The sequence below is a fragment of the Pseudomonas sp. S2_B10 genome (assembly GCF_054668425.1).
The window spans coordinates 1,730,573-1,744,124 of sequence record NZ_CP162768.1 but is presented as its reverse complement, the minus strand read 5'-3'; the positions used below and the strand labels follow the sequence as shown (position 1 = coordinate 1,744,124).

The 13,552-nt window shown below is 59.9% G+C and carries 10 protein-coding genes; 5 read left to right on the top strand and 5 right to left on the bottom strand.

Annotated elements, in window-relative coordinates; all coding sequences use genetic code 11:
• Positions 1-81: 81 nt before the first annotated feature.
• On the bottom strand, positions 82-2,496 hold the full coding sequence (lon, locus tag AB4O45_RS07650; protein ID WP_056790112.1) for an endopeptidase La: 2,415 nt from the start codon (positions 2,494-2,496) through the stop codon (positions 82-84).
• Positions 2,497-2,892: 396 nt separating this feature from the next.
• On the opposite strand from lon, the gene AB4O45_RS07645 reads away from it, so the two are divergent.
• Positions 2,893-3,081, top strand: coding sequence for a hypothetical protein (locus tag AB4O45_RS07645; RefSeq protein WP_041479908.1), 189 nt, complete (start codon positions 2,893-2,895; stop codon positions 3,079-3,081).
• 205 nt (positions 3,082-3,286) lie between these two features.
• Here AB4O45_RS07645 and AB4O45_RS07640 read toward each other — a convergent pair whose 3' ends face one another.
• Together AB4O45_RS07640 and AB4O45_RS07635 are read right to left on the bottom strand one after the other, a co-directional pair.
• Complete coding sequence (locus tag AB4O45_RS07640; RefSeq protein WP_460161272.1) at positions 3,287-5,698, bottom strand: glucose/quinate/shikimate family membrane-bound PQQ-dependent dehydrogenase; 2,412 nt, start codon at positions 5,696-5,698, stop codon at positions 3,287-3,289.
• A 222-nt stretch (positions 5,699-5,920) separates the two neighbouring features.
• The gene (locus tag AB4O45_RS07635; protein WP_056790107.1) at positions 5,921-7,282 is read right to left on the bottom strand and encodes a carbohydrate porin; all 1,362 of its coding nucleotides are present in this window, start codon (positions 7,280-7,282) and stop codon (positions 5,921-5,923) included.
• Positions 7,283-7,582: 300 nt separating this feature from the next.
• Between AB4O45_RS07635 and AB4O45_RS07630 the strand changes: the two genes are divergently transcribed.
• Entirely contained in the window at positions 7,583-7,813 is a 231-nt protein-coding gene (locus AB4O45_RS07630; protein ID WP_016773359.1) for a VF530 family protein, read from the top strand.
• 1 nt (position 7,814) lies between these two features.
• Positions 7,815-8,453 carry a Pr6Pr family membrane protein gene (locus tag AB4O45_RS07625; RefSeq protein WP_460161271.1) on the top strand — a complete coding sequence of 213 codons (639 nt, stop codon included), beginning with the start codon at positions 7,815-7,817 and terminating at the stop codon, positions 8,451-8,453.
• 121 nt (positions 8,454-8,574) lie between these two features.
• Here the strand turns inward: AB4O45_RS07625 and AB4O45_RS07620 are convergent, their stop codons facing one another.
• Entirely contained in the window at positions 8,575-9,360 is a 786-nt protein-coding gene (locus tag AB4O45_RS07620) for a siderophore-interacting protein (protein ID WP_056790103.1), read from the bottom strand.
• Positions 9,357-9,932: a PadR family transcriptional regulator gene (locus AB4O45_RS07615; protein ID WP_016773362.1), complete on the bottom strand. Its 576-nt coding sequence runs from the start codon at positions 9,930-9,932 to the stop codon at positions 9,357-9,359. The genes AB4O45_RS07620 and AB4O45_RS07615 overlap by 4 nt, the downstream gene beginning before the upstream one ends.
• Before the next feature lie 495 nt (positions 9,933-10,427).
• Between AB4O45_RS07615 and AB4O45_RS07610 the strand changes: the two genes are divergently transcribed.
• Together AB4O45_RS07610 and AB4O45_RS07605 are read left to right on the top strand one after the other, a co-directional pair.
• A complete protein-coding gene (locus AB4O45_RS07610; protein ID WP_041479903.1) occupies positions 10,428-10,916 on the top strand; it encodes a CS1 type fimbrial major subunit in 489 nt (162 codons plus the stop codon).
• 113 nt (positions 10,917-11,029) lie between these two features.
• Positions 11,030-13,552 (top strand): TcfC E-set like domain-containing protein, encoded by a 2,523-nt coding sequence (locus tag AB4O45_RS07605; RefSeq protein WP_056790099.1) that lies wholly within the window; start codon positions 11,030-11,032, stop codon positions 13,550-13,552.

The following is a 13,552-nucleotide window of genomic DNA, read 5'->3' as shown; positions in this document are numbered from 1 at the left end:
GACCACAAGATTTGTGGGCACATTGAACATTGTGGGAGCTGGCTTGCCAGCGATAGCGGTACATCAGGCACTACATGATTGTCAGAAGAGCACCTTCGCCACGTCCGCAAACCGCTTGGCAAAGTGCACGGTTATCCCTTCCTTCAGATAATCCGGCAACTCGTCGAAATTACCCCGGTTCGGCTCCGGCAGAATCAATTCGAAAATCTTCTGCCGGCGCGCTGCGATGACCTTTTCGCGCACGCCGCCGATCGGCAATACATGCCCGGTCAGGGTCAGTTCGCCGGTCATCGCCACGCCTTTTTTCGGCGGCTGATTACGTGCAAGCGAGAGCAGGGCGCTGGCCATGGTCACGCCAGCGCTCGGGCCGTCCTTTGGTGTTGCGCCTTCCGGTACGTGCAGGTGGACGAAGGCTTCGTCGAAGAACTTCGCATCACCACCAAATTGCTTGAGGTGCGAGCTGACGTAGCTGTAGGCGATCTCCGCCGACTCTTTCATCACATCGCCCAGTTGCCCGGTGAGCTTGAAGCCCCGGTTAAGCGTATGAATCCGCGTGGCTTCGATCGGCAAGGTCGCGCCGCCCATGCTGGTCCAGGCCAGACCGGTAATCACGCCGGTGCCAGACAGCACTTGTTCGTTGCGGAACACCGGATGGCCCAGCGAGGCTTCGAGGTCTTTCGGCCCGAGTTTGATCACCGCTTTCGGATCGTCGATCAGCTTCATCACCGCTTTGCGCACCAGTTTGCCCATCTGCTTTTCCAGCTGTCGCACGCCGGCTTCGCGGGCATAGCCATCGATCAGTGCTTTGAGCGCGGTGTCGCTGATGCTCAGGCTGCCTTTTGATACGCCAGCCTTTTCCAGCAGTTTCGGCCACAAGTGACGCTTGGCGATGGCGACTTTTTCTTCGGTGATGTAGCCCGACAGGCGAATCACTTCCATCCGGTCCAGCAGTGGGCCGGGAATTGAATCCAGGGTATTGGCGGTGCAGACGAACAGGACTTTCGACAAGTCCATGCGCAGGTCGAGGTAGTGGTCGAGAAATTCGACGTTCTGCTCAGGATCGAGAGTTTCCAGCAGCGCCGAGGCCGGGTCGCCCTGGTAGCTCTGGCCCATCTTGTCGATCTCGTCGAGCATGATCACCGGGTTCATCACTTCGACGTCTTTCAACGCCTGCACCAGTTTGCCCGGTTGGGCGCCGATGTAGGTGCGGCGGTGGCCCTTGATTTCGGCCTCGTCGCGCATGCCGCCGACGCTGAAGCGGTAGAACGGCCGCCCGAGGGATTCGGCGATGGATTTGCCGACGCTGGTTTTACCCACGCCCGGTGGGCCGACCAGCAACACGATCGAGCCGCTGATCTCGCCTTTGTACGCACCGACGGCGAGGAATTCGAGGATGCGATCCTTGATGTCGTCCAGACCCGCATGGTGCTTGTCGAGGATTTTGCGTGCGTGCTTGAGGTCGAGTTTGTCCTCGCCGTACACGCCCCACGGCACCGATGTTGCCCAGTCCAGATAATTGCGCGTGACGGCGTATTCCGGCGAGCCGGTTTCGAGGATCGACAGTTTGTGGGTTTCTTCCTCGAGGCGTTTCTGCACCTGGGCCGGCAGGGTTTTGCCTTCGAGGCGCTGCTGGAACTGTTCGAGGTCGGCGCTGCGGTCGTCCTTGGTCAGGCCGAGTTCCTGCTGGATGACCTTGAGTTGCTCCTTGAGGAAGAACTCACGCTGATGCTCGCCGATCTTGCGGTTGACTTCGGCGGAAATTTCTTTCTGCAGGCGCGCGACTTCGACTTCCTTGCGCAGCATCGGCAGGACTTTTTCCATGCGCTTGAGCATCGGCACGCAGTCGAGCACTTCTTGCAGCTCGGGGCCGGTGGCGGAGGTCAGCGCGGCGGCGAAGTCGGTCAGCGGCGACGGGTCGTTGGGGCTGAAGCGGTTGAGGTAGTTCTTCAGCTCTTCGCTGTACAGCGGGTTGAGCGGCAACAATTCCTTGATCGCATTGATCAGCGCCATGCCATAGGCCTTAACCTCGTCGGTCGGCTCGGTGGGCTGGTGAGGGTATTCGACTTCGACCAGGTACGGCGGGCGGTGGTGTTTGAGCCAGGTCTTGATGCGCACGCGGCTCAGGCCCTGGGCGACGAATTGCAGTTTGCCGTTTTCGCGGCTGGCGTGGTGCACCTTGACCAGCGTGCCGTATTCGGGGAGGGCGCCGGTGTCGAAGTGGCGCGGGTCTTCCTGGGGCGTGTCCATGAAGAACAGGGCCAGGGAGTGGTGTTCGGATTTGCTGACCAGTTCGAGGGTTTCGGCCCACGGTTCTTCGTTGACGATGACCGGCAGGACCTGGGCCGGGAAGAACGGACGGTTGTGGATCGGAATGATGTAGACCTTGTCCGGCAGGTTTTGCCCGGGCAGCGCCAGGCCGGTGCCGGAGGAGGTGTGTTCGATGTGGTCGTTTTCGTAATCGTCGTGGTTGTCCGGGCGATCTTGCTGGTCGGTCATGGGGCACCTGCGCAATGGGGTATGGGGTGTTAGATGGGGCAGGGGTGGGGTGGTTTCAATGGGGCGGGTGTGTTTCTGCTTGTGTGTTCAGGTTTGCAAAGTTTTTCACCTTGTTAACCTTGGCGGCCGTTGGGCCGGTGGCAAGATCCTTCAGGTCGGCACGGATGCCTAGTGGAATCTAACAATGTCTGTGCATAACTAGCGAAAAACGCGAGTGTTGGTTAGCTTTTACTATTAAATGGAGTTTTGATGGGTTCCGTTCGGCTTATTTCGAACTGGCCTTGAGCCCCTGTAATTTCTGACAGTAGACAACTGACTCAATCGTCCGAAGATTGCAGTTCAATCTCGAACGCCAGAGAGGTGTTCGAGAATTTACCAACGTCAAGGAATCGAACCATGAGTCATACCGATACGAAATACAGGGATTTCATCATTCGCGAATATTCTTCCGACACGCCGGGTTTGCGTTTCCAGGTGATCTACAGCGAAACGGATAAGAGTTTGTTGCTGGAAACCCGCAAGCATGCCGAGCAACTGATCATCGATCGATTGCAACGGATGGCAAATGGAGGAAAAGCCTTTTGATTCTGTCGGGTCACGCTGACGACAAGCGTTCGAAGGTTGCGATCTTTTGATTTTTTCTTGAAAGCACCGAATTGCCCAAGGCGAAGTGGACAGACTTCATTGATGCCATACACCTTGGTGCGAATGGAGCATGTTGGGCACGCCTCCATGCAAAAAGGCGCCACCCCTCACAGGGTGGCGCCTTCTTTTTTACCGCCGCTACCGCTTATTCCGGCAGTTTGTACGCAATGATGTAGTCACCCATCTTGGTGCCCAGCGAGCCGTGGCCGCCAACAACGAGCAGCACGTATTGCTTGCCGTCCTTGCCGGTGTAGGTCATCGGAGTCGCTTGACCGCCGGCTGGCAGACGCGATTTCCACAGCTCTTTACCGGTATTCACGTCATAAGCACGCAGGTACTGGTCAAGGGTGCCGCTGAGGAAGCCGACGCCGCCGGCGGTAACCATCGAACCGCCCATGCTCGGTACGCCGAGGGTGAAGCCGATCGGGATTGGCGAGCTGTCGCGGCTGGTGCCGTTCTTGCGTTTCCACACGACTTTGCCGGTGGTCAGGTCGATACCGGCGACGTAGCCCCAGGCCGGGGCCTGGCACGGTACGCCCAGTGGCGACATGAACGGGTGCATGATCACCGCGTATGGCGCACCAGTGTTTGGCTGCACGCCCGAGGTTTCGCTCTCGCGCTTGCTGCCGGCTTCGACTTGCTCGCGTGGCACCATTTTCGAGACGAAGGCCATGTAGTTCGGGCTGGTGAACAGCAGTTGGCGAACCGGGTCGACCGAGACGCCGCCCCAGTTGAACACGCCGACGTTACCCGGATAGATCAGGCTGCCCTGTTCCGATGGCGGGGTGTACTGACCTTCGTAACGCAGTTCCTTGAACTGGATGCGGCACAGCATTTGGTCGAACGGGCTGGCGCCCCACATGGCTTTTTCGGTCAGTTCCGGGGCCAGCAGGTTGAGGTCCGAACGGGCCTGGGTCGGTGCGGTGTGGTCGCCTTTCACGGCGCCCTGCGGAACCGGGATTTCCTTGATCGGAATGATCGGCGTGCCGTCACGACGGTCGAGGACGTACAGGCTGCCCTGTTTGGTCGGGGCGATCAGCGCAGGTTTCACGCCGTCAGCGGTTTTCATGTCGAGCAGGGTTGGCTGGCTACCCACGTCCATGTCCCACAGGTCGTGGTGGGTGAACTGGTAGTTCCAGCGCACTTTACCGGTAGCCAGGTCCAACGCGACGAGGCCGGCGCTGAATTTCTCGGCGCCGGGGGTGCGATTGCCGCCCCATTGGTCAGGGGTCTGGTTGCCCAGTGGCAGGTAGACCATGCCGAGTTTTTCATCGACGCTGGCCAGCGACCACATGTTCGCCGAGTTGCGGCTGTAGGTTTCGCCCGGGGCCAATGGCTCGGTGGCGTCCGGCTTGTCGCTGTCCCAGTTCCATACCAGGTGCCCATCGCGCACGTCGAAGGCGCGGATCACGCCCGATGGCTCGTTGGTCGACTCGTTGTCGGTGACGTGACCGCCCATGATCACCAGATCACGGGTAATCGCTGCTGGCGAGGTGGAGTAGTAGCCGCCGGCGGTGAACGGGCCGATGCCTTGGGTCAGGTCGACCACGCCGTTGGTGCCGAAGCCTTCGCAGATCTTGCCGGTGTCGGCGTTCAGTGCGATCAGGCGGGCATCGGCGGTTGGCAGGTACAGGCGACGCGGGCAGGCCTGAGCAACGGCCTGGCCGGCTTCAGAGATGACAGCGGAACCGGCATTTTCAGACTTGGCATAGGGGGCTTCGTCGTAGTACGACACGCCACGGCAGGTCATGTGGGCGAAGCCCTTGAAGCCGACCGGGCTCTTGATCTGTGGATCGAAGCGCCAGATTTCCTTGCCGGTGTCCGGGTCCAGTGCCAGCACTTTGCTGTGCGCGGTGCAGGCGTAGACCATGCCGTTGGCTTTGAGCGGGGTGTTTTCGTTGGTCAGCTCGACCGGGTCATCCGCAGTTGGCAGGTCGCCGGTCTGGATGCGCCAGGCTTCTTGCAGCTTGCCGACATTTTCCGGGGTGATCTGCTTGAGCGGCGAGTAGCGGTCACCGAACTCGGTGCGACCGTACGCTTGCCAGTCGCCATCCGGCATGGCCGGTGCGGTGCTGGTCATGTCGGCGGTGTCGCGGCCCAGTTCACCGAAGGTTTCGCCCGGGTGGGTGAAGAGGCTGGCCAGAGCGGTAACGCCGGCCAGGATCACAGCGACGGTCAGACCGCCAGTGCCGATTTTCGCCGGGCCGTTGAGCAGCAGCGGACGACGGAACCACGGCAGCAGCATCACGAAACCGAGGACAAACCACAGCGCCAGACGCGGCACCAGTTGCCACCAGTCCAGACCGACTTCCCACAATGCCCAGACAGTGCTGGCAAACAGCACGATGGCGTACAGGCCCAGTGCCGCGCGGCGGCGCATCAGCAGCAGAATGCCGCTCAGCGCGATGCCGATACCGGCCAGCAGATAGTAAAGCGAGCCGCCGAGCATGCTCAGCTTGACTCCCCCGGCCAGCATGGCCAGGCCCATCAGTAGAAGCAGGATGCCGAGCAGGCCCGGTAGCAGACGGCCCCGACTCGAAGCACTTTCGGTGCTCATAGTGTGATTCTCCGTGACGTTTATGTAGTCCCGCGCTGTAGTCACTTTAGATGACGATCTGGCGCAGGCATGGTTCAGATAAAAACTTGTTCGGCTAACGAATTTCATGGATCCCTGTGGGAGCTGGCTTGCCAGCGATGGCGATTGCACATCCAACACTGAAAGCGCCAGACAGATTGCTATCGCTGGCAAGCCAGCTCCCACAGGGCCTTGTGGCGTTTTTTAGAACGACGACTGGATCTTGATCCCGCCGATCAGGGCGTCGTCGACGTCGTTCACGCCACCGGGGTGGCGGATGTATTGCAGGTTGGGGCGCACGGTCAGCCAGTTGGTCACGTGCACGCCGTAATACAGCTCGGCGCTGTATTCGGTGTCCTGCGGTGGCAGGAACGCCGGATTGTCGTAGTCGTAGACGGCGTTGGCGCGGTTGCTCGCCTCGGCGTTCTTGCGATAGGCCGGGTTGACGTGCACACGAGCGAGGGCGAAACCGATGTCATCTTTGGCGCGGGCGTCGAACGGGCCTTTGTAGGTCAGGCCGGCCTGCACGTAGTTGTCGATGGCGTTGGTTTTCTTGTCATGCATCGTCGCGTTGGCGAACAGGCTCAAGCCGCGCGAGTGGTCGCTGGCGATGCTGGTGACCTGCTGCTGAATGCCCAGCCATACGCCGTGCTTGCTCGAGGCACTGCGATAGGCTTCGCCGCTCAGCGCTGCCGGTTGGTCATTGCGGTCTTTATAGACGTCAGAGGCCTTGGCATTGCTGTAGTAATAACCGGCGCGGTATTCGCCCGGCAGACCGTTGAGCTTCGGCGTCCACACCAGTTCGACCGGCAGGATCGCGCCTTGCGTGCCGCTGCCGCTGAGTTTGAAGCCGTTGCCGCGATCGAGGTTCGACGGGTTCTGCTCGTAGGCGCCGACCTGCGCATACAGCTCGGGCGTCAGGTGATATTTGACCCGTAGCGCCCACTGGCTGACCGGCCAGTTGTACCAGATGCCGCCGACCCAGTTGCCGACCTGCGAGCCGCAGAAGGCCAGGTTCTGGAAGTCGCAAGGGAAGCTGTTGAAGTCTTCGCCTTCGCCGAAACGGCCGACCTTGATGTCGAGTTTCTGATCGAAGAATTTCTGCTGATACCACATCTGCGTCAGGCGCGTGGTCTGGCCACGACCCCAGACTTCCTGGGCGGAAGTGAATCCGCCAACGCGCGGGTCGTTGATGCGGTCGTTGCTGATGTTGTTGCCGCTGCGCTTGGTGATGGTCAGCTGAAATTCAGCGTCGTTCCAACCGAGGATCTTCTGCAGATCCAGATGCGTGCCGAGGCCGAACTGGTCGCTGTAGCGGGCAGTGCGGTCGTGGTCATAGCCGCCGTGCAGGTTGCTGCCCATTTCGCCGGTGTAATCGAGTTTGAAGTCGTAGCCTTTTTCCGCAAGTTCCGTGCGCGTGCCGTTCCAGTCACCAAGCATGTACGGTGATTCACTGTCGAAGGCCGGCGCCGCGTGGGCGCAAGTGGCAAGGCCGAGGGCGGTGCAGCCGCCAAGGGTGCGCAGGGCAGAGATAGCGCTGTCTCGGGAGAAGGAAAAGTCAGGCATGAAGAAGTCTTTTTTTGATGTTTTCAGGTGCAGGCCGAGCGCTTCAGATTGTCGCAGGCAGTGAAGCGTTTCAGCGGAAGGGCGGCAGGATAATGATCTGTAACAAATTGAGAAAGCGCTTTTGCAGACATGCAGCGTTTCGGATTCGGTAACAGTGCGGCAAACGGGCGCATTGTGAGTCGGGCCACAGCCTGCGATCTTCCTAGGTTGGCCTACATTTGAAGACAGGCCTTCCACCCGCCCGGCCCCTCGGCTAAGGTGCGCGGCTTTACGCATTTTCACTTCGCCCAAAGGCCCGGCATGAACGAACAATCCCCCGATCCGCTGCACGGCGTGACCCTTGAACAGATCCTCAATGCACTCGTGACTCACTACGAGTGGTCGGGGCTGGCCGAGCGTATCGACATCCGTTGCTTCAAGAGCGATCCGAGCATCAAGTCGAGCCTGACCTTCCTGCGTAAAACCCCGTGGGCGCGGGAAAAGGTCGAGCGCCTGTACGTTAAGCTGATGCGCACCAAGCGACCGCTCTGAGATGGACAGCGCGAGGCGCCGACGCCTGATCACCGGCCTGGCCGTGTTGGGCTGGGCCGGATTGACGATTCAGCTGTACCTGATTTTCTTCGCACGATTGAGCATCGGCGCCAGCCTGCTGGGCGGGCTGGTGAGTTTCTTCAGCTACTTCACCATATTGACCAACACACTGGTGGCGACGGTGTTGACCTGCGCGGTCACCGAGCGCGAATCCGCCGCACGGCGCTGGTTTCTGCAACCGTGGGTCAGCAGTGGAATCGCGGTGAGTATCGCCGTGGTCGGTCTGGCCTACAGCATTCTGTTACGGCATTTGTGGCACCCCGAAGGCTGGCAGTTTGTTGCCGATGAGTTGCTCCACGACGTCATGCCATTGCTGTTTCTCGGCTATTGGTGGCGCTGCGTCCCCAAAGGCACGTTGCGCCTGTGGCATCTGCCGCTGTGGCTGATCTATCCGCTGGTGTATTTCATCTATGCCTTGCTGCGCGGGCATCTGCTCGGCGCTTATGCGTACCCGTTCATTGATGTAGCGGTGTTGGGTTATCCACAGGTGCTGATCAATGCCGGGGGGATATTGGTGGGGTTTGTGTTGGTGGGGTTGCTGATTATCGGCCTCGACCGCAAATTGTCCGCACGAAGTTGAGATCCAGTGTGGGAGCGAGCCTGCTCGCGAATGCGGTGCGTCAGCCAGCAAATCTTTCGACTGTGCCGATGCCTTCGCGAGCAGGCTCGCTCCCACAAGGGTGATATGGGTCAGGAAGAGATCACTCTTCCTCAGAGCCCTCGGCGCGCCAGTAGCCGACCGCCTTGATGAACTGTTCATCGAGCCCATGCTCATCGATCAGTACCCGGCGGATCTGCCGTGAGACCTTGGTTTCGGTCGCCACCCATGCGTACAGATTGCCCTTGGGCACCTGCAATTGCTTGACGGTAGCCAGCAGGTTGTCCTTGCCGCCTTCGCGCAGGACCCAGATCACATTGAACGGCGCTGCGCTTTCCAGCACTTGCTGCTCAGCGCCGTTTTCCACTTCGATCACCACCAGCGCCTTGCGATTCGCCGCGAGGTGTTCGAGGCGGCGGGCGATGGCGGGGAGGGCGGTTTCGTCGCCGATCAGCAGATAGCTGTCGAAGATGTCCGGCACGATCATCGACCCGCGTGGCCCGCCGATGTGCAGGAACTGCCCAGGTTGTGCCTGCTCGGCCCAGGTCGAGGCAGGGCCGTCGCCGTGCAGGACGAAATCGATGTCCAGCTCCATTTTTTCCAGGTCGTAACGACGCGGCGTGTAGTCGCGCATCTCGGGCATCGGCCCGTTGTCCTTGCCGGCGCCCAGTTGCATCGTCTCCAGCGCCGCCGCTTGTTCGGCGTTCTGCGGGAACAGCAGTTTGACGTGATCGTCCGTGCCCAGGCTGATGAACCCGGCCAGTTCCGGCCCGCCGAGGGTGATGCGGCGCATGCGTGGGGTGAGATCGGTGACGCGCAGCACTTCAAGCTTGCGCCGTTTGATTTCGTGCATCACGCGGTGAATGGTTTGAGTATCGACTGCAGTCATTCGGCTTTCTCCGTGGCAGGTTGAACGGCAGGGCCGTCGACGATGGCTTTGGCGGTGTCGTTGAGCAGGTCGCGCACGCGCAGGATTTCTTCGGCACTCCAGCGCCCGTGGTGCAGCTGCAAGGCATGGCGCAGGTTGTGCACCGCTTCGTGGATTTCCGGCGGACGATCATGGCCGCGCAGCGAGCGCTTGCTGACGTCAATGCGCATGCGTACGCCGTCGAGCGCCACCGCTTGTTCACTTAAAGACAAACGACCGGCGTCGGTGACGCTGTAACGCTTTTTGCCGGCCTCGGCATCACCGGCAATCAAATCGCTCTCTTCGAGAAAGGTCAGGGTCGGGTAGATCACCCCGGGGCTCGGGCTGTAAGCGCCATCGAACATGCCTTCGATCTGGCGGATCAGGTCGTAGCCGTGGCAGGGCTGCTCGGCGATCAGCGCCAGCAACAGCAATTTCAAGTCGCCGGGGGCAAAAACTCGCGGGCCGCGACCGCCGCGTTCGCGACCGGGGCGTTTTTCGAAGCCGTCGCGGCCATCGCCGTGCTCGCGATGGGGGGAATGATGGTCTCTCATTTCGCTTCTCTCTCGTCGTATTTAGATACAACTTAAGATATATCTTAAGGGTTGCGCAAGACGTTTTTGGCCTTGTCCTGAGCTTGACGGACGAGCGGTCAAAGCGAAAAAGAGCCGGAAAAAGTTTTTTGATCAATAAATCAAAGCGGTGACCGTAAAGTTAAAGTTATCGCTCTAGTTGTACTTGAGTATATGTTCTAATTCCTCGCAAGTTGCCGCGTTAAAGCGGCTAAGTTGCTGTATGGTTTTTTGCCTGTAACTGTGTGTAGGGCGCAACTTACAGCGAATGTTGCAAGTATCTGTTTTTTGTTCTTTTTTCTGGCGGGGTGTGAGGTTGTTTAACTACGAGTTTGTCGGAAGTTGCCTGCTTACATTCCAGAGGCAACAGCCGATGATGCTCGCCATTGAAAGTTCAAGTTGCTCTGGCGGTCGATGAGCAAATGGTTTGTGAACTTTCAATGACACCCCCTATATAAAGCAAACAGGTACTGAACGATGTTCAAGAAAATCGCAATCGCTGCTCCACTGGCTCTTCTGGCAATGTCCTCCACTGCCTTCGCTGCGGGCGAAGCGTCGCACTCCATCAGCCTGATCGCTCATGTGCCAACCAACGGTTTCTATGTGGTGCCGACTGATCCGGATCTGGTCAACAAAGACCAGGACATGAGCTATCAGCCGACCACCGGCAAGATGGCCGACGTCAACGGTTTCTTCGACGTGCGCAATAACAACGGTTCGGTTCACGCCAGTCTGGAAAGCCTGCCGAAACTGGTTGCCGGCAATACCTCGATCGACCTGCAGGTCATGCTCAACAACAAGGAACTGACCCTGACCCCGCAAATGGTCGTCGGTGAATCCGAGTCGGATGTGAACTACCGCGCCCCGCTGAAAATCTCCGCCAAAGGCAGCAACTTCCAGCCGGGTGACTACACCGGTTCCGTGGCGATGATCTTCGACGCCGTGCCACCGGTTGGCGGCAACTGATCGACTGATCAGGTCCAAAACGCTCGCTTTTCAGCAGTGGCGTCAACCGACGGGGCAGGCAGTGATGTTTGCCCCGACGGACTTTCATTGTCAGTCAATCAGAGTACGAGTTCATGTTCCCGATGACACCCATCGCGGCTGCGCTTGCGCTGTTGTTTTGTGCCAGCGCAGCCGTCGCATCCAACACCGCCGGTACGACGCCACGCAGTTTGCTGGCGCAGGCCAAAGGCTTGCCAGCGGATTTCGAGGAGCATTTCTTTGATGTGCCTCTGGCGGTGCGGGTCGAAGTCGACCAACAGCCGTTGGGTGAGGCCATGGTGGTGTTGTCCCGCGATGATCGCATCACCCTTCTCGAATTCACCGACACCAGCGAAAACCGCTTCGGCCCCGCTGAACGGGAAAAATGGGCAAGCTACCTCAAACCCGGCGTGCCATTAGGTGCGTGCAGCGGTTCCTGCCCCGACCAGTTTCTCGCGGTGCATTACAACCTGGAAAGTTCGCTGGTATCGATCGTCACCGAAAACGCCGAACGCGACCTTCAAGCCAAGCGTTATTACGAGCAACCGAGCGGCGGTAGCAGCGGCCTGATGGTGCGCAACCAGCTCAACCTCAACGGTGGCCAGGATCAGGACCTCGGCGGACGCTTCGGCCTGGAAGCCAGTTCAAGCCTGGGCAACTGGAGCCAGACGCTGAATCTGCAATTGGCCCGGCTCGGCGGCCCCGACGACAAGCTCTACCACGCCGTGCACGAGCTGCACACCCAGCGCGAACTGCAAGGCAGCTTCTTGCGCCTGGGCTATTTCACCCCCAATTCCGAAGGACTCACGCGCCAGCCGCGCACGTTTGGCACCAGCCCCGATACGGCGGTCGGCCTCATGTACGGCAGCTCCGACAGCCTCGCGATCAACAGCCCGATGCCCAGCGTTTACCCGATCTACGTGACAGCCAACCGGCAGGGTTCGGTGGAGATCTGGCGCGACGGTCTGTTGATCAATACCCAATCGGTGCCGGCCGGTTTGCAGACCCTCGACACCCGGCCGCTGCCCGGCGGTATTTATGAAGTGGAAGTGCGCCTGATCGAAGACGGCCAGATCACCTCCACCACCCAGGAGTTGGTGTACAAGCCCAGCAACTGGCGCAATCTTGACGAACGCTGGCGCTACAACGTGTTTGCCGGTGAAGAAAGCAAACTGCTGAGCAACTGGGACACGCAATCGAGCGGCAGTCCCACCGCCGGTGCGGCGGTCAATTACCTGCTGCACCCACGGGTGATTGTCGGCGCGTCGGCGCGGCAGATCCGCGAAAAACTGCAATACGGCACTTCCATCGACTGGACCCTGGCCAACCACGTCAGCCTGTATGCCAATGTCTACAAGACCGAGGATTACGGCACCGGTCTGGACCTGCAAAGCCTTTACAACTATGGCGCGGGCAGTCTGGTGATCAGCCACAACCGCAGCTGGCTCGACACCACCAACACCTACGACACGCTGCCGGACGGCACGCGCGTTCGTCCACGTAACGTGTTTGTCGGCCAGACCAGCAATTCGTCGCTGGCGCTCAACCATCGGCTGAGCAGCAAGAGTTCGGTCAATGCCCGGGTCTCGCACAGCGAAGGCAATGTCGAAGGCGTGGGCGTGGATCTGGGCTGGACCCAGCGCGCCGTATTGCTGGGCAGTGATGCCAGTTGGCGCCTGTCGGTCTTTGATCGCCCGGGCAGTTTCAGCAGTGGCGATGCGCGCAATCGCGGCGTCGATCTGAGCATCAACCTGGCGTTGGGCGCTCCCGGTCAGCAGCTCACCGGCAGCATCGGTTCACGCACGGCCCGCGACGGCAAACGCGACAACAATGCTTCGCTCGGCTGGCGCAAGGATTTCAAGGATCACGTGCTGCAAAGCGTCTCGGTGACGGCGCTTACCGACACTTACGGCCTGGGCATGTCGAGCCTGACCAATTTCCGCACCGACGCGGTAAACGGCGACGCCTTCGTCCAGCGCTCTTCCTACAACGGCAACTTCACTGGCGGGCTCAACCTCGACAGCACACTGGTGGTCGGCGGCGAAAAGATGCTGCTGACCAGCCAGAGCGACGTGCGCGGTGCGGGAATGATCGTCGACGTCGAGTCGGATATCGACGACATCGTCCTGCGCGCCGACGACTACAGCGGCGGCGGTGCGGCGCTGAAGCCGGGGCGCAATTTCATTCCGATCACCGCTTATCAGAACAGCTCGGTGAGCTTCGACTTCGAAGGCAACACCGTACCGGCCGCCACCATCGAACCGGCGCGAACCCGCTATCACCTGAACAAGGGCGGCATCGAGTATCGCAAGGTTCGCGTGATGAAAACCCTCACCGTGCTCGGTCGCCTGGTCGATGCAAGCGGGCGGCCGCTCAAGGGCCACCACGTGATCAACCACGCCAGCCGTGGCGTGACCGAAGTCGACGGTTTCTTCTCGATGGAAATGAACGCCGGTTCACCCACCCTGGAAGTGCGCCAGGGCAACCAGTTGTTGTGTCAGTTCCGCTTGAACGAGGCCGACCACCGCAGCGAAAACGACGTGTTGATGATCGGCGATCTGCGTTGCACCCCAGACACCCTCGCCGACGTCACTACCACCGAAATGAAGGCAGGCTGA